Here is a 17,700-nt window from a genome sequence, read left to right on the forward strand (position 1 = left end):
ATGTGAATAAAAGTATAAACTGTTTTCTCTAATATTCATTAGCCTCCCTTTGTATGCTGTGTAAAGCTTCATGCATTCAATCAAAGATATCTATCGGGTATTTGATTGAAATATCGTCAGGGACTTGTAGGTTGCTGGATTAAATGTAGACAAGTCATTCCAGTATGTAATTAAAACATGCATAACTTTGTGTTTTTGTTAAGTCTATTGGGGACTCCTATGACCGTAGGAATTAATACTGAAGCAATTAATAATAAGAATATTCCCTTTACCATGTATGATTTAGGGTGGGTGGTGCTTTGCATCGGAGCTGCCATTGGTTCCGGAATCGTCTTTTTCCCGTTACAGGTTGGATTGAAAGGGGTGTGGGTCTTTGCCCTGGCCGTTATCCTGGGCTATCCGGCAGTTTATTACATGCAGAAGCTATTCATCGAAACGATGGCGCGCAGCGATGAGCAAGATTCCTATCTGAGTATCATCACCAGCTACGTTGGCAGTCGCTGGGGCGTGCTGCTTGGCGCGCTTTACTCCTTCACCATGCTGAAATCGATGGTGGAGTATGCTCTTGCCATTACCAACGACAGCGCCTCGTATCTGAAAACCTTTGGGCTTACTAACCAGACGCTGTCCGAACACTGGTGGTGGTCTCTGCTGTTAATCGCCGGGCTCTCGCTGGTCGCGTCGAAAGGAGAAAAGCTGCTCTTCAAAGTCTCAGGCAGCATGATCGCCGTAAAGCTGGTGATCATCGTAGCGATTGGTTTCGTGGTGATCCCCTTCTGGGATCTGAGCAATATTGGTGCATTCCCAACCGTTAGCCACCTTGTCGTAGGTACGTTCCCGACGCTTCCGTTCGCTATCTTCTCCATTATGTTTGTTGGGATACTAAATCCGATGAACATCGCCTACAAAAAACGTGAAGAAGATAAGGACGTGGCAAAGTATAAAATTTTACGCGTACATAAAGTGGCTTATTTAGTTCTGGTCGCTACCGTGCTGTTGTTTGTCATGTCCATCGTACTCTCTATCAGTGAAGCCGATGCGCTACGAGCCTATCAGGACAATATCTCGGCCCTGGCTCTGGCCGCTAAGGTCATTCCTGGTGCCGCGGTCAAGTATATGAGCGTTGTTCTCAATGTGTTTTCCATCGTGACGGCGTTCCTGGCGCTCTATCTGGCCGTACATGAATCTTTCGTAGGTCTGATCAAAGTCACTGTTGAAAAAATGGTTAAGCCTCAGGCAAACAACAGCAAGGCGATTTCAGTTGCCGCTTTTGTCATGGTTGTACTGGTGCTGTGGTTGATCGTGCTAACGAACTTTCCCATTCTGAAGGTGTTCGTGTTTGGTGGCGTGACTTACGGTCTTATAAGCTGCATCATTCCCGGTTTTATTATTCTTAAAAATGACAAGTTTTCTGACCTGCGTGGCGTCTCGGTTTACTATGTGATTTTAATCGGCATGCTCATGTGCATTGGTCCTTTTGTCATGTTATTTTCACAATAAGTATTACCTATACAACTTGCACCTTACTGCAACCTTGATATTTGCATTGCGTAATCATTAGTCCTGTTGTGGGTCATCATTAATTCAATTCATGTTGACCCACAAATAAAAGTGCCAGCGAAAAAATTATTATCATCGCTGCGTACCTGTGATATTAAAAGCGTTATATAAAAAAGGTGGGGAGCGGAGATGTCGCGCAATAAGATCGCAAAAAAGTTACAAAACCTTCAATCATCTGCAATTAGAGAACTACTGAAACACAGCAAAATGGACGGTGTTATTTCCCTGGGCGGCGGAATACCAGATCCAAACTTGTTTGATCGGGAAGGCTTACAGATTGCTATGGATAATATCCTGACCCATGGTTGGAAAGACGCGTTTCAGTATGGATTGAGTGAGGGTCATTCTGAACTGCGGGCAGCCATCTGCCAGATCATGCGTGACCGGGGAATTCACTGCAGCATAGAGGATGTCGTTGTGACCTCTGGCTCGCAGCAATCTCTGGATATTCTTGCTCGGGCACTGATTAATCCTGGCGATGTAGTGGTGTTAGAACGGCCTACTTACCTGGCGGCACAGCAGGTATTTCAGCTTGCTGAAGCGAACCTGATGTCGGTAGGAACTGATGCTCAGGGTATGATTGTCGATGAGCTGGAAACGCTGCTTCTAACGACCCGGATAAAAGCAGTGTATATCGTACCCACGTTTGGTAATCCCAGCGGCGTTACCCTCGCGGAGCAACGGCGTAAACAGCTGGTGGAACTCTCGCTACGCTACGATTTTATCATCATCGAAGACGACCCTTACGGCGAAATCAATTTTACGGATACGTCATTCATTCCGCTCAGAGCATGGTCTGCGGAAAGGGGTAACAGTGATAACGTTGTTTACACATCAACCTTTTCGAAGATCCTCGCGCCAGGCGCTCGGGTAGGGTGGCTGGTGCTACCGGATTGGCTCAAAAGAGGGGTTGTCAACATCAAGCAAACCACAGATTTACATACAAGTTCTCTCTCGCAGTCGCTTACCTACCACTATTTAAGCAGTGGCCGCTTGCCGGGACAGATCACACTCATCCGAAAGGCTTATGAGCGCAAATGTCGAGTTCTAAGCCACCATTTGTTGAACGAACTAGGTGACCACATCACGTTCCACCAGCCGATGGGCGGCATGTTTTTATGGGCAAAGTTTAAATATGAGATGGATACCACGCAGTGGCTTCAGAAAACATTGCGCAACGGCGTGGTGTACGTGCCTGGTGAATTTTTCTACTGCGAAGAACCGGATCATTCCACCCTACGAATGTCGTATGTCAGCGCGACAGAAGAGAGCCTTAAAGAAGCGGTAAAACGCCTAAAAACCGCGCTTAATGAGTTGTCCTCTCCAGTTATCCCGTGAGAGGTCAAAGGCCATAAATAAGACAGTAAGAGTTGTAATCAGAGGAATAGTAATAATGTCTAATCATAGTTTTGATAACCAGATATCACCAGAAACGTATCTATGTCATGGTCCGTTCGATCCCGAAGTATTTGGTGGCGTGGTTAACCCGCCTGTATATCACGCCTCAACGGTCATCTTCAAAAACTGCAAAGAGCTCAATGAGCGCCACCAGGCGCTGTTTGAAGATGCGGAAGATGAAGTGATGTATTATGGTCGATTTGGAACGCCTATCACCTTCGCCGTGCAGAAAGCCCTGGCCGAACTGGAGGGGGGGTACCGATCTTTACTGGTGCCTACTGGACTTGCAGCCTGCACAAGTGCGTTACTGGCTCTGGTTAAAAATGGCGATCATATCCTGGTCAGTAGTAGCGTTTACGGCCCGACGCGTGGATTCGTCAATAATGTGCTGGCCAAAATGGGCGTTTCGGCAACCTTTTTCGATCCGACTATTGGCGATCGCATTGCTGAACTGTTCCAGGAAAACACGACCGTAGTGTTTACAGAATCTCCTGGCTCCCAAACTTTCGATATCCAGGATATTCCGGCAATAACTCGCGTGGCGCATGCCCACAACGCTAAAGTTATTATTGATAATACCTGGGCGACACCGCTGTTTTTCAAGCCATTTGAGCACGGTGTGGATGTCTCCGTGCATGCTGCCACTAAATATATCGTTGGACATTCTGACGCGCAGATGGGGTTGATCACCACAAATAAAGAAACCTGGCTTGCCATTCGTCGCTTTATCTATCTCTTTGGTCTGCATGCTGCGCCGGATGATGTTTATCTCGCACAGCGCGGATTGCGTACTATGTCTTTGCGTCTCGGACGCCATCAGGATTCAGCGCTTAAAATTGCTAAATGGTTTGAGGAACGTGAAGAAGTGGAGCAGGTGCTACATCCGGCATTACCTTCCTGTCCGGGTCACGAAATTTGGAAACGTGACTTCACCGGTTCCAGCGGTTTGTTTAGCGTGGTGCTTAAACCTCACTATTCAAAAGAGTCCGTGGAGAAGTTTATTGATAGCCTGGAGTATTTCGGCATCGGTTTTTCGTGGGGCGGTTTTGAAAGCCTGGCTATTCCGTTTAACCCGCGTAAAGATCGTCCGGAATATCACTGGCCGTACGAAGGGCACTCCTTCCGTTTACAGATCGGCTTAGAAGATCCCGTAGATTTAGTAAAAGACCTGGATCGGGCGCTACGTCATCTAAAGGCGTAAGAACCAGGAAAAGCGCCAGTCAGGCTGGCGCTTGTTATACTAGCGCTATGACAAAACGTTGTGATTAACGGAAGCAGTAATGGATATTCCGATAGACCTTAAGCACTTACAAACTCTTTTAGCATTGCGTAAAACAGGAAGCCTGACGCGCGCGGCAGCAGCTATGCAACTGACTCAATCGGCATTATCGCACCAGATCAAACAGCTCGAAGAGCACTATAACGTTTCTCTGTTTATGCGAAAAACATCGCCCGTAAAGTTTACCCTGGCGGGTGAGCGTCTGTTACAGCTTGCTGAAACCGTGCTTAATGCAATGGAGGAAGCCAACAGGGATCTTTATAAGTTAGCGCTCGGAAAACAGGGCGCGCTCCGGATAACCCTTGAGTGTCACACCTGTTATGGCTGGTTACTACCGGTGATGGATGAGTTTCGTAAGAAATGGTCTGAGGTTGAAATTGATATTTTGCCTGGTTTTCAACCAGATCCAGTGGGTCTTCTGTTGCAAAACAGAGCTGATGTTGCCATCGTGGATGAAACCGAGCAGACAGACCTGGTGAGTTATAGCTCCTTATTTAAATATGAAATGGTTGCTATTTTGGCAAATGAACATCCTTTAACGCGAAAGCCCTGGCTTGAAGCGGAGGACTTCCGTGGTGAATCGCTCATCACCTACGCAGTACCGGATGAACGTATCGATCTTTGTCGAAAAGTCCTTAAACCTGCCGGCATTCCAATAAGGAGGAAAACAACAGAGCTCACCATGGCTATCATTCAACAGGTTGCCTGCCAGCGGGGTATTGCCGCATTGCCTATCTGGGCAGTATCAGAATATCTTGATAAAAAATACGTCACAGCAAAGTCAATTACAGAAAATAAACTAATTTCAGAAATTTGGCTTGCTACACTTACAGAAAACATCAATAAGGACTATATCACTGACTTTATTAACTTTACCCGACAGCACTGCTTACGCTTGTTAACTGAAATCCAAACAACGTAATAATGATGTAAATCAGATTTTTTTGCGCGAGAAGACGGCATTTTTTATTTTCAGGAGATAAAGATGAAAAAAATTATTAATACCAAAGCAGCTCCAGCAGCCATTGGACCTTATTCTCAAGGGGTGTCATTTGGTAATTTGGTGATGACTTCAGGCCAGCTACCTCTGGATCCATCAACAATGAAATTTCCCGAAGGAGGAGTAAGGGAACAGACTCGTCAATCATTATTGAATGTAAAAGCCGTTTTGGAGCAATCAGGCGCCTCGCTGGATACTGTGCTTAAAACCACTTGTTTTCTCGCAAAGATGGAGGATTTTGCAGTATTTAATGAAGTATACACCGAATTTTTTGGCGACTCAGGAGCGCCAGCACGTTCATGCATTCAGGCCGGCAAATTACCAAAAGAAGCCTTAGTTGAAATCGAAGCTATCGTGTATATTAGGTAATACAACAGGAGGCAAAGTGGATAGACGCTGTAAACACAGGTGCACTATTTTTGCTTTGGCCTCCGTGTTTCTTTCCTGGATTGACGATATTGAATTTATTTACTACATGTAAAATAAGAAGACAGAAATAATATTTGTTTTAATCCTGTTAACTGAAGAAGTTGAATGATGAGGGCATAACTGCGTAGGCAAGGACCAGGGGCGGGCACGCGTCAATGAGTGAGAAAATCAGTGTTAATTTTGACTCGCTCCTGAATCTACAGCAGCAGGGATAACATGTTTAGAATGAAAGATATTGCAAGAAAGGGGCTGGCACCGCCGGTGCTTTTACTACTATGTTTACTGGTCAATATGTGGGCGCGTTGGCCTGTACTTATGCATATTGATGAGATATTCACCGTATCATGGAGAGTATGCACCGCCCTGGTCACTGGAGGCATTAGTCTTGGCCTGTCTCTGACGGGACTGGTAACGTTGATGAGCAATCACACAACCCTCAATGCATTACATCCGGAACGAACCAGTACGCTGGTGACCAGTGGATGTTTTCGTTTTTCCCGTAACCCCGTGTACCTTGGATTTATAGGGATACATATCGCTTTTGCCCTATTGTTAAGTAGTGTAGCTGGTTTAATGATTACCCCGCTTCTCATTTTACTTCTGAGCAACTTGCATATACAGGTTGAAGAGGCTGGCATGCAAGAACTGTTTGGCCGACAATGGGAAGAATATTGTAATAATACCCCTCGCTGGTTCTCTCTGGCAGCATTATATGCAGTTATTAGGGGGCGCGCCAAGTGATCGCAAACCGTTTTATTCATCATTCTGTAATTTGTGAATGGTCTTCATTTCACACATATCACGTATAATCCATTCATTACATAATGTTTGCCAGTCAATCGCGATATGGGGTATCGTTCCCGTGGCCTGAGATTGCAACTATATCAGTCCAACGAAGGGAGACAGTCTTCTATCATGACCTGGCACCCGGTGATTTTATCTCTGAATAAGTTTAAAGATGAAAGACGAGCTATATGCACACATTAAATTTATGACAGAAAATGTTATGGCGCGTAAATCTAAAACCAGATATGGCTATATTTAATCTCGCGTTATATTACTATGCTTTCTCGTAGAACAATGGCGACACGTGAGTGTCGCCATTGTTAATATCAAAACAATGAATAGCGCTTACTTTAAAAATTAATTTCTGCGACGGCTAAATAATAATGAAAACAAACCGCCAAGTATCACTATCCCAACCAGGAGATACATAACAACGTAAAAGTTATGAGTAACACTCAGAATAAAACCAATTAATACAGGTGATAATGCACCAAAACCAACGGCCATGCCATTTAAAGCCCCCGCAGCTGCAGACATCGCTTCTGCAGGAACCATTGATTGCAAAAGGGTAAACACACAGGGCAGCTGCATTGAGGAGGCACCGATACCGAAAGAGATCACGATGGCAGCGAAAACATTATTAGTTATATTCACTCCAATCAGGATGCTTGCAGCACACAACATGGCGGAGGCAAACATTACCATGCCTTTCCTGTCAGTTTTGTCGACAATGAACCCAGCGAGCACTTTGAACAAAAGTCCAAATATAAAAGGAAGCGCTGACATCCAACCGACATTTGCCCATGAAAAACCGCGCTCGGTATTTAAATATGTTGGAAGCCAAGTTACGACACCCCATGACAGCATGGAGTTAGAGGAAAAAACAGCCAATAAAATCCAAAAGTTAAAATTGCACAGATATACTTTGGCACGTTCAATAACTGAAATTTTTTCACTGCTATTTTTATGTAAAACTTCCTCCGTGGTGCTTTTATTGATTGTTTTGAGTTCAAGATCGTTTACATATTTATTCTCCTGTGGGAAGTTTGATGTAAAAAAATAGATTAGAACAAGGGGTAACAAGGTTAACGAAAATGAAAAATAAAAAGTATGACGCCAGGAGTGCTCAGCTATGATCCAGGTATAAAGAGGCATGGCTAGTGCAGGAGCGAGGGACTGCCCTAAGATCCATGCCGTATTTGCTCGACCTCGTTCTCCAGCAGGGAACCAATTTTTTATGATTGTATTTTGCATCGGGTAGTAAAGACCTTCACCAATACCTAGCAAAATTCTGGTTCCTAATAATATAGCAAAGAAACTTGACATCCCCCCAACCAAAAGTGACAGGCTTATCACCACATAAGCGATAAGCATGGCTCTTCGAGGGCCAATATAATCTCCTATAGGGCTTAAAAAAACATTAGCAATCCCGTAACTCGCTAAGAATAAAGACATCAACAAGCCAACTAATATTGGTTTGTCATTAAGATGCATTTCGTTTAAAAAATGTGTATTCGCTGCAATAATAGAAATATTGACACGGTCAAGATATATAATCGATAAGCTAATGAATAAAATCCCTAACACAAAAAAACGCTGTCGGGTAGGTTTTTGTACATGCTCTAAAATTGTGACACTTTGGGGCAAATCAGTATCATTTTTCATTTATTAATCCTTATGATTATTATAGGGCGATAAATTATTATTTTCCTGATATTTGGAGAGAGCAAATTTTACCTGTTAGGACTTTACGGGCGAAATGACAGCTAACTATGTGTAACCTCTGTAATAAACCATTGACGTGCCAGTTTTTCCCAAAAGAGAGCACCTAATTCGAGGTTTTTATCATTGAAGTCATATGATGTACTATGAAGATCCCCTTGAGAAAGTGCATCATTACCATTCCCAATCCATCCATATGCGCCAGGTACTTCCTGGAGCATAAAACCAAAATCTTCGGCGGTCATCGCTGGAAGAACATTATCATGCGCATTATTTTCACCAACAATTTCCCGCATCATTTTAGCCATAAATCGAGCTTCTTTGGGATGATTGTTTGTATTTGGATAACCACCTTCTTTTATAATTACCTCAGCATGTGCGCCATGTGCTTCTGCTATGCTGATGGCAATGTGCTGCATATTATCCAAAATTAATGATTGCGCTTCGTTTGTTAAGGTACGGCATGTACCCATAATTTTTGCTTCAGAAGGGATTATATTCGGAGAACTGCCTGCCTCAATTTTTCCAATAGTCAACACGGCGGCGTCCAGAGGATTCATCCGACGTGATATTAAAGTCTGTAGATGTGTTACAATAAAGCAGGCGATCGGCACAGGATCAATAGTTGACTGGGGGAGAGCCGCGTGTCCACCTTTTCCAAAAACGGTGATCTCAAAGGTGACTCCCGATGCCATTATTGGGCCAATTTTTGTCCCCATCTGTCCTTGCGGAAGGTGAGGCCAGTTATGCAAAGCAAATACGGCCTGACAAGGAAAGAGCTTAAACAGCCCTTCGTTCATCATAACGCGTGCCCCGGCGCCGCCTTCTTCCCCTGGCTGAAAAATCAGATGAATGGTCCCATCAAAATCTCGATTAGCTGAAAGCAGTTCGGCTGCGCCAAGTAACATAGCGGTGTGCCCGTCATGTCCGCATCCATGCATACATCCTTTACGCTTACTAGCATGCATGAATTTATTCGCTTCTTCTAATGGCAGGGCATCAATATCTGCTCTTATACCTAATGCTGGTCCAGGATCATTAGCGCTACGATTTTTACCGTATATACTGCCAACAATACCCGTAGAAGCTAGCCCTCGCGTGTAGGGGATATCCAGATCCGCAAGAAAATCTGCGATTTTATCGGATGTCCGATGCTCCATAAATTTTAATTCTGGATGCATATGTAAATCATGCCTAAATTCTGTGAGCCTCTTCACATTAAGAGTTGTTATATTCTTATCTGACATGAGAAATCTCTTTTTAGTTAGCGTTAACCCTCGAAAAGGTAACAAATATTTTATCTTTATTGATCTAATTCACATAAAATCAATCTTCTCAAACTACCTTAGTGAATTCCTGCCCGAAAAATACTTGCTTGAATTCTTTCTACATGGATGATAGAGAATGCTAGCTATGTCGTAAAATACCTTTTCAACATCTAACTCATACCATCGAGGTATATCTATGGAATTGCGTCAATGCCGCTACTTCATCTCAGTAGCGAAGCTAGGCAGCATTAGTCAAGCAGCCTTAGAACTCCATATTGCTCAACCTGCTCTAACTCGGCAGATCCAAAAACTGGAAGAGGATCTTCAAGTCATGCTCTTCAAACGAACGGGGCGAGGAGTGCAACTTACTGATGCAGGAAGTCAGTTCCTCATTGACGCAGAAATATTAATCGACAATGTTACGGTCATAAAGGAACGTGCTATTCGGGCCTCCCGTGGAGAATGTGGTAATATCTCTCTAGCACTTCCTGTAATACAAAATGCAGCGCCGCCGATCACGGCATTATTAAAAAAATTCAAGAAAACGTCACCGCTCGTCGGCATTACGCTTCACCACCTCATATCTGAAGTGCAACTTTCAAAGATCGCTGAGGGAGATCTTGATGCTGGTTTTTTATTGTTCAGACCACTTAATGATCCTCTTTTTGCAGGAATCCCCGTTTTCAAAGAAAAAATGTTATTAGCTTATCCGGCTGAATGGAAGTGGCCTGATAATAAGGAACCTCGTTACTTAAGAGATTTGCAAAATCTTGACTTTATATGGCTTCCTCGTACCGCCGCACCTGCGTGGCATGATCGACTTATTCATTCCTTTTACGATGCGGGTTTTACGCCGCGTTCCGTTATGCACGGGGTGGATGCAGTTTCCATGCTTACGTTAGTTAGCGCCGGGATGGGATGTACCATCGTTGCAGAAGGGATTAGACACCTTGCTCCGCCAAACGTGTCGTTTGTGGTTTTAGAAGATTTAAACCTGGTTCAGGAATGGGAGTTAGTATGGCGCAAAGACAGATGCTCTGAAGTTTTAAAAAGGTTAATAAATCTGGTTTGAGCATATACCGCGCTAACTGTTGAGTACGTGACTGCTGCTTTTTGAGCGCATGCGATCAAACGGGACTAATGCCATGATATTATGCTTTCGACTGACGATAAGGGAGGAGACCTCTATGCAGACGCTTAGTCTCCTGAAACGTCGGCCTGTGCGCCATCGTGCTGGTATGACACGCGTGGCCAGCAGTTGTCCTGCATTGATCCGATCGCCAATAGGGACCTTCAGAAGGTCAGCACTATAAGCGAGTATCGACGCAACAGAGTAAGAGCAAAATAAAGCGTCACCAATAGAACCGTGATGCCCGAGCATTTTGATTTCACAGGCGAGAAGTAGGGATTATGAAAAGGCTTGTGTTTGAGGGCTACCACATCTTTTATCCTTACCGCCGACAGGATTCTCCCGCCTTTATGGCTTTCCTGCAAGTTTTGCGCGACCGGAACAATAACAAGATAAGATAAAATACATAACGATAATACTAAAGCTTACCAGCTGACTTTCTCAGCACAGTAATATCCCTCTTGGGTGACTCCCCGAACATCCGCGTATATTCCCGGCTGAAATGGGATAAGCTTTCGTAACCGACAGCATAGGCTGCTGTGGTGACATCATAATGTTCATTCAGCATCAGTCGCCTGGCTTCATTGAGGCGCAGCCATTTCTGATACCGGAGCGGGCTCATTCCCGCAAGCTGCCTGAAGTGTTGGTGAAAAGAGGGGGTGCTCATTTGCACCCGACTTGCCAGTTCCTCTACGCGTAAGGGTGACGCAATATTGGTTTTTAACCAGTCGATAGCTTTACCGATACGGTAGCCATGGCCGTCTACTGCTGCAATCTGTCTGAGATGATCGGACTGATCGCTCATCAAAAGTCGGTAATGTATCTCCCTTTGAATCAGCGGCCCGAGGACAGGAATGGCTTCAGGCTCGTTAAGCAAAGAAAGCAGACGGCAGAAAGGTTCCAGCAAAACATCAGTAACCGTTCCTATACCGACACCCGTTCCCGCGTCTCGTTTTTTGACCGGCGGCAGGCTTCCCTGGGCAATTAATTCCATCAGCACGCGCTGGTCAAGTTTATAGGCTACGCCGACGCAGGGCCGGGATGTCGAAGCCTGTAAAACCTCCGAGCTGGCTGGCAGGTCAAGGGAGGTGATCAGGAATTTTTCCGCATTGTATTCGTAAGGTTCACCACCAACCCACATGATCTTCGCGCCATCGGCCACCAGAACGATACTGGGAGGGACCAGGCAGCTCACCGGAGGAGCGGGTTCGTTTCGGCGGAACAGTTGGAGTCCTTCTACCGCTGTTGGGAAATCACCGGTGCCCGGAGTGCGCTGAGCAATATCCCGGGAAAGCACGCCGAGTAGTTTTTCAACCGTCTTGTCAGAAATCATTCTGTAATACCTCACATTTGTTACGTCTTTTGTCGTTAACAACTTAGCAGCGATGAAAATTGAAATATACGCTTTAAATTCAGTTTCAGAGGATCAGGCAAATAATGCAGAGTATTTTAATAACAACTTTCATGTAAGGCACTCAAAATAACAACACTGAAATGAAGCTGTGACCTGTCAGTCAGCTTTCACAGCGAGCCAATTTAACCCGTTCAGGTTAAAGCCATTTTTAACTGCCAGACAGGTTATCCAGAGGAGACATACGTGAAAGAGTTTACTTTCTACAACCCAACCCGAATCGAATTCGGTTCCGGAAAAGAGAGTTGTAACTGAAATACTCATGCATGCTGTCTGAAACTATCCCTCAACATCCAATGAAAGGTTTTAATATCATGACGCTAAAATCTTCAACGCGCTTTTTTAATCGCGCACTCATCGCCGGAGCGATGGCTCTGATTTCAACAGAAGCTGCGGTCGCCCAGCCGGCACCAGGCACAGCAGATTCTTCAGTCCATCTGGTTCAGACGTGGGATAAAACTTTCCCAAGGAGCGAAAAAGTGGATCATCAAAAAGTTACTTTTAAAAATCGTTACGGTATTACGCTGGCCGCAGATGTGTATCTTCCTAAAGATCGCGGGAACAAGAAGCTTGCTGCGCTTGTGATTTCCGGGCCATTTGGCGCGGTAAAAGAGCAGGCTTCAGGTCTTTATGCTCAGACCCTGGCAGAGCGCGGATTCGTGACGCTGGCATTTGATCCGTCTTATACCGGTGAAAGCAGTGGTGAACCCCGCAATATTGCTTCCCCTGATATCAATACCGAAGACTTTATGGCCGCAGTCGATTTCATTGGACTGCAACCTTATGTGGATCGTGAACGTATCGGTGTCATTGGTATCTGCGGCATGGGAGGGATTGCCCTGAACGCTGTTGCCGTGGATAAACGCGTAAAAGCGGTCGTTGCCAGCACCATGTATGATATGAGCCGCGTGATGTCGAAAGGCTACAATGACAGCGTAACGCCGGAGCAACGCGAGCAGGCGCTGGAGAAGATGAGTCTTCAGCGCTGGGAAGATGCGGCAAACGGCAAACCTGCATACCAGCCAGCCTATAATAAACTGAAGGGCGGGGAAGCACAGTTCCTCGTGGACTATGCGGATTACTACATGACCAAACGCGGTTATCATCCACGAGCCGTCAACTCTGGCAATTCATGGTCGGTGACAACGCCGATGGCCTTCATGAATTTCCCGCTCATGACCTATATCAAGGAAATTTCTCCGCGTCCGATCCTGTTCATCCATGGCGAAAAAGCGCATTCGCTTTACTTCTCCAAAACGGCTTATGAAGCGGCAAATCAACCAAAAGAGCTTCTGATTGTTAAAGATGCCACACATGTCGATTTATATGATCGTATGGATAAGATCCCGTTCGATAACATCACTGCATTTTTTAACAAAAATCTTAATAAGTAAGCCATAGCACCGTCCGGTGCTTTCAGATGCAGTGTCTGTGCGACAAACGACAGACACTGCTCTTGAAAGAGGAGAAGTTTATGTTCTGGAACCCTGAATTATTAACAAGAATAGATGCGGCCGACGACCTGAAAATCGCTCCGTATCATCCCGATATGAATACGACCGGTACGCCGACGTGGATTTGGGAAGTGAAGGTGGAGAACAGACTTTTCGTCCGAGCCTATAGTGGTACCCGTTCAAAATGGTATCAGGCTGCATTGTCCCAGCAGGCGGGTAAGATACTGGCTATTGGACAGGAGTTCGACGTCCTGTTCGCAAAACCATCAGACCCTGAGCTTGAAAGTAAAATTGATCAGGCTTATCAGAAAAAGTACTCCAGCAGCAGCTATGTTTCAGCAATGACAGGGACACGCGCCAGAGCGGCCACGATTGAGATTTTACCTTCGTGATTTCCTGTCAAAGTGATACTGGGTGTTCTGTGAGACAAAATCTGCCTGTTTAACTTTAATTTCCCTGAAACTGGAGGCAAGTATAAAACATACATAACCGCCAGTTTCTGGTCTGGTGAAAGTTCATCTTCAGGAAGCATTGTCCATTAAGGGAGGAGTTTGAATATCAGATGACAGGGCGCATGTACTATAAACATAACGCAAGAAAAGGGATGTCAGTCATAAATAAGTACCGTGTTGATTTGTTAAGAGGCCGCTGTCAAATATGAAGTTATTGGGTAGCACATGCAATTTAACATAATATACATTATGCGCACTTTGATTATAGTGGCTGAGTTGTAAGGTCTGCTCCTGGATAAGTGACACGTGGATTCACCATGGAGGGATTCTGATAACGTCTCATGCAGCGGACGTTTTCACTTTGGATGAAGTTAACCGACTCAAAATCATTCAGGACGTTGTCGACCGGCGACTGACCACGCAGATGGCCGCGCAGCGCCTGGGAATTTCCGATCGCCAGTGCCGACGCCTTCTGTCGCGTTACCGTGAATCAGGCCCGCTTGGTATGGCTAACCGCCGTCGCGGAAAACCCAGCAATAACCAGTTGCCTGATGGTCTTGCCCGGTACGTACTCAGTATTATCCGCGAGCGCTATACCGACTTCGGGCCGACGCTGGCGTGCGAGAAACTCGCAGAGCTGCACGATGTTCACCTGTCCAAAGAGACCGTCCGTTCACTCATGGTCAAAGCCGGTCTCTGGATCCCACGCAAACAACGTGCGCCGAAAATTCAGCAACCACGCTATCGCCGGGCCTGCTGCGGCGAACTGATCCAGATTGATGGCTGCGACCATCACTGGTTCGAGAACCGTGCGCCCGCCTGTACCGCACTGGTCTACGTCGACGATGCGACGAGTCGCCTGATGCAGCTTCGTTTCGTGAAATCGGAATCGACCTTCACGTATTTTGAGGCCACCCGGGGCTATCTGGAAAAGCATGGTAAACCACTGGCATTGTACAGTGACAAAGCCAGCGTCTTCAGAATCAACAATAAAAATGCCACCGGCGGCGATGGTTACACCCAGTTTGGCCGTGCGATGCACGAACTGAGCATCCAGACTATCTGCGCCAATACCAGCTCCGCCAAAGGCCGTGTGGAACGTGCCCATCTGACGCTTCAGGATCGCCTCGTAAAGGAGCTCAGGCTCAGGGGCATCTCTTCAATGGATTCAGCTAATGATTATGCCGATGAATTTATGGCCGATTACAACCGACGTTTTGCTAAAGCGCCCCGGCATGACTTTGATGTGCATCGACCACTTGAAACTGACGATGACCTGGCAGCATTTTTCACATGGAGGGAGCCGCGCCGTGTGTCAAAATCCCTGACAGTGCAATATGACAAAGTGCTCTATCTGATTGAAGATAATGAGTTAAGCCGCAGGGCTATCGGAAAATATATTGAGGTCTGGCATTACCCGGATGGTCGTAAAGAGCTCCGCCTTAATGGCGCTGTTCTTCCCTACTCCACCTATGATCGCCTTCAGGAAATAGACCAGGGCGCTATCGTGGACAACAAGCGCCTCGGGCGGACACTTGAGTTTATTAAGCTGGTTCAGGGCAAACGCGACGATAACCGTTCGCAAGCTCTCCCTGCCGGAGATGGCCCTTCCCGGCGGCGCAGAAAACCGACAGAGAAGAAATCCCAGCGTTCCCTGAATGGTGACGATATGCTGGAAGCATTGAAGACATTACAGTCCCGTTCTGAGGAAATTTTCGGTACAAGGAAATGACATGGATCTGATGGCAGACATAAGCCCGCCCCTTATAGAACTTTCCAATGCCTTCAGAATCAAACGCCATATGAATACTTATTCCGTAATAGTTGTTGGAAGAAATAATCACATAATTAAGTAGAAAGACTACTTACTTCTGCATGGATTCCAAGCAGCCTGTAAAGTGACTCCTTCATCCGGATTGTATTACCAGTGGTGTAAAAGCGGTATTTCTCCTTGCCGCGCTCTTCAGGCCAGTTGCAGCTATTCAACATTGAGGCCGCATGGCTGATAACCGCAGGGGCAGGATCATGTATTGTCACTTCTGCTGGAACAATCTGTTCAATGAGATAGCGGAGGAAGGGATAATGTGTACATCCGAGAACGATTTGGTCCACTCCGGCATCAATCAGAGGCTGAACAACGCGGTTAACCATTTTACGCACTTCAAATAGGGCATGAGGATGCCCCTCTACAGCATCAACCCAGCCTTCAGGTGTTACAGCGTACACGTCAACCCGGATAATTATACTCCTTTAAAATGCTGAAGATAACATCAGCGTCTATGCATCTGCATGCCCTGATAATCGTTATAAATGAAGGGCTGCGTCAGAGAATGTGAAGTCCTCAGTGCAGCCCTGGTACATTATTCCTCGACTGATTTACCGTTGGTCGCAATGAGTTTCTGATACCAGTAGTAGCTTTTCTTGCAGAAACGCCTGCCGTCACCACGCCCCAGATCGTCAAGATTGACGTAAACCAGGCCATAACGTTTTGACATCTGGTTTGACGAGCAGCTGATGATGTCGATCGGAGACCACATATAGTAGCCCAGCACTTCCACGCCATCGGCAATGGCTTCACCGACAGAGCGGATATGATCCCTGAAGAAGGCGATACGGTAATCATCCTCTACGGTTTCGTTAACCAGCTCGTCAAAGCAGCCAATACCGTTCTCGGTGATCATGATAGGCTTTTGCCAGCGATCCCAGAAGAAATTCAGCACATAGCGAAGCCCTACCGGGTCAATTGCCCAGCCCCAGGGGGTCTGCGATAAAAGCGGGTTACGCTTGTTATTCCCCCTGAACTGGTGCGCAATCTCAGCATTGCTTACATAGGTGGTGTAATAAGAAAACGTCATGAAATCTGCCGTATTCTTCAGGAGAGCTTTATCCTCATCCGTGATGCTGAGAACGATGTTTTTCTCTTTGAAGAACCGTTTGATATAGCCGGGATATTCACCACGCAGAAGCACATCCGCGAAGTAGATTTCATACTGGTTTTTCTGCCATGTGGCAAAGTTGTCTTCCGGACTTGTCGTTTCAGGGTAGGCAAAATCGGTATACAGCATCATGCCGATCTTAATATCTCCGCCCAGGGAGGCAGCATATTTTTTTACCATGGCCGAAGCCAACAGTTCGTGGTGAACGCCCTGATATTTATCCTGTTCCAGATAGGTGCCTTCGTCCTCAAAAATGCCCAGATGATTGAAGGACTCGTAGCGAATGAGGTTAATCTGGTTAAAAGGGATCCAGTACTTAACGCGATCGTGATAGCGATCGAGGCAAGTGCGGGCAAAGTTAAAATAAAAATCGATTAACTGACGGTTCTTCCAGCCATTATAATTCAGCGCGAGGTTCAGGGGCATCTCATAATGGGCGAGCGTAATCATCGGCTCCATGCCATTTTTGATGATTTCGTCTATCAGCTCATCGTAAAATTTCAGGCCCGCTTCGTTAGGTGCCGTGTTATCCCCGTCAGGAAAAATACGCGCCCAGCTGATTGAGGTACGGAAGGTCTTCAGACCGGCGGCCTTGAGCAGCGCCAGATCTTCACGGAAGGTGTGGTAAAAATCGATACCCGTTCTTTTAGGAAACACGCCGTCTTTATCATCCTGTGCCTGAACAGCATAGTCCCGGGTGAGCTCGATATTATACATCTTGCGCATGTCTTCATTGAAAACATATTCATTGATATCGGCAACGCTGATACCTTTACCATCAAGATTCCAGGCCCCCTCAGCCTGGTTGGCCGCGATAGCGCCGCCCCAGAGGAAGTTCTCAGGAAAATTCAGTGTTTCGTTACTCATGTTCTCTCC

The 17,700-nt window shown here is 46.0% G+C and carries 15 protein-coding genes; 10 read left to right on the plus strand and 5 right to left on the minus strand.

Annotated elements, in window-relative coordinates:
- Window positions 1-219 precede the first annotated feature (219 nt).
- From ACOI7Z_RS03755 to ACOI7Z_RS03780, 6 genes are all read left to right on the plus strand, one after another.
- Window positions 220-1,500 (plus strand): amino acid permease, encoded by a 1,281-nt coding sequence (locus ACOI7Z_RS03755; RefSeq protein ID WP_032452847.1) that lies wholly within the window; start codon window positions 220-222, stop codon window positions 1,498-1,500.
- A 189-nt stretch (window positions 1,501-1,689) separates the two neighbouring features.
- On the plus strand, window positions 1,690-2,898 hold the full coding sequence (locus tag ACOI7Z_RS03760; RefSeq protein WP_087849373.1) for a PLP-dependent aminotransferase family protein: 1,209 nt from the start codon (window positions 1,690-1,692) through the stop codon (window positions 2,896-2,898).
- Window positions 2,899-2,953: 55 nt separating this feature from the next.
- The gene (gene metC, locus ACOI7Z_RS03765) at window positions 2,954-4,159 is read left to right on the plus strand and encodes a cystathionine beta-lyase (protein ID WP_075206815.1); all 1,206 of its coding nucleotides are present in this window, start codon (window positions 2,954-2,956) and stop codon (window positions 4,157-4,159) included.
- A gap of 79 nt (window positions 4,160-4,238) precedes the next feature.
- Window positions 4,239-5,159: a LysR family transcriptional regulator gene (locus tag ACOI7Z_RS03770; protein WP_049014112.1), complete on the plus strand. Its 921-nt coding sequence runs from the start codon at window positions 4,239-4,241 to the stop codon at window positions 5,157-5,159.
- A 63-nt stretch (window positions 5,160-5,222) separates the two neighbouring features.
- A complete protein-coding gene (locus ACOI7Z_RS03775; RefSeq protein ID WP_087849374.1) occupies window positions 5,223-5,606 on the plus strand; it encodes a RidA family protein in 384 nt (127 codons plus the stop codon).
- A 285-nt stretch (window positions 5,607-5,891) separates the two neighbouring features.
- Window positions 5,892-6,407 (plus strand): methyltransferase family protein, encoded by a 516-nt coding sequence (locus tag ACOI7Z_RS03780; protein ID WP_240513449.1) that lies wholly within the window; start codon window positions 5,892-5,894, stop codon window positions 6,405-6,407.
- A gap of 402 nt (window positions 6,408-6,809) precedes the next feature.
- On the opposite strand, the gene ACOI7Z_RS03785 is transcribed toward ACOI7Z_RS03780, so the two are convergent.
- Both ACOI7Z_RS03785 and ACOI7Z_RS03790 read right to left on the minus strand, forming a co-directional pair.
- Window positions 6,810-8,117: an MFS transporter gene (locus ACOI7Z_RS03785; protein ID WP_087849376.1), complete on the minus strand. Its 1,308-nt coding sequence runs from the start codon at window positions 8,115-8,117 to the stop codon at window positions 6,810-6,812.
- Window positions 8,118-8,218: 101 nt separating this feature from the next.
- Window positions 8,219-9,421, minus strand: a complete 1,203-nt coding sequence (locus ACOI7Z_RS03790) for a M20 aminoacylase family protein (protein ID WP_087849377.1) — start codon at window positions 9,419-9,421, stop codon at window positions 8,219-8,221.
- Between the two features lie 217 nt (window positions 9,422-9,638).
- Here ACOI7Z_RS03790 and ACOI7Z_RS03795 point away from each other — a divergent pair, with 217 nt between their 5' ends.
- On the plus strand, window positions 9,639-10,514 hold the full coding sequence (locus tag ACOI7Z_RS03795; protein ID WP_087849378.1) for a LysR family transcriptional regulator: 876 nt from the start codon (window positions 9,639-9,641) through the stop codon (window positions 10,512-10,514).
- A gap of 475 nt (window positions 10,515-10,989) precedes the next feature.
- Here the strand turns inward: ACOI7Z_RS03795 and ACOI7Z_RS03800 are convergent, their stop codons facing one another.
- Window positions 10,990-11,904 carry an AraC family transcriptional regulator gene (locus ACOI7Z_RS03800; RefSeq protein ID WP_087849379.1) on the minus strand — a complete coding sequence of 305 codons (915 nt, stop codon included), beginning with the start codon at window positions 11,902-11,904 and terminating at the stop codon, window positions 10,990-10,992.
- 374 nt (window positions 11,905-12,278) lie between these two features.
- On the opposite strand from ACOI7Z_RS03800, the gene ACOI7Z_RS03805 reads away from it, so the two are divergent.
- The 3 genes from ACOI7Z_RS03805 (at window position 12,279) to ACOI7Z_RS03815 (ending at window position 15,620) form a co-directional block, all read left to right on the plus strand.
- The gene (locus ACOI7Z_RS03805) at window positions 12,279-13,376 is read left to right on the plus strand and encodes an alpha/beta hydrolase (RefSeq protein WP_048324209.1); all 1,098 of its coding nucleotides are present in this window, start codon (window positions 12,279-12,281) and stop codon (window positions 13,374-13,376) included.
- 80 nt (window positions 13,377-13,456) lie between these two features.
- Window positions 13,457-13,828: a DUF2255 family protein gene (locus ACOI7Z_RS03810; RefSeq protein WP_025999258.1), complete on the plus strand. Its 372-nt coding sequence runs from the start codon at window positions 13,457-13,459 to the stop codon at window positions 13,826-13,828.
- 391 nt (window positions 13,829-14,219) lie between these two features.
- The gene (locus ACOI7Z_RS03815; RefSeq protein ID WP_087849380.1) at window positions 14,220-15,620 is read left to right on the plus strand and encodes an ISNCY family transposase; all 1,401 of its coding nucleotides are present in this window, start codon (window positions 14,220-14,222) and stop codon (window positions 15,618-15,620) included.
- Between the two features lie 116 nt (window positions 15,621-15,736).
- On the opposite strand, the gene ACOI7Z_RS03820 is transcribed toward ACOI7Z_RS03815, so the two are convergent.
- A complete protein-coding gene (locus tag ACOI7Z_RS03820) occupies window positions 15,737-16,114 on the minus strand; it encodes a glutamate racemase (protein WP_137916253.1) in 378 nt (125 codons plus the stop codon).
- 134 nt (window positions 16,115-16,248) lie between these two features.
- Window positions 16,249-17,691 (minus strand): glycoside hydrolase family 1 protein, encoded by a 1,443-nt coding sequence (locus tag ACOI7Z_RS03825; RefSeq protein ID WP_240513450.1) that lies wholly within the window; start codon window positions 17,689-17,691, stop codon window positions 16,249-16,251.
- Window positions 17,692-17,700 lie beyond the last annotated feature (9 nt).

The organism is Klebsiella sp. C283, from assembly GCF_048822555.1.
Lineage (GTDB): Bacteria > Pseudomonadota > Gammaproteobacteria > Enterobacterales > Enterobacteriaceae > Klebsiella > Klebsiella quasipneumoniae.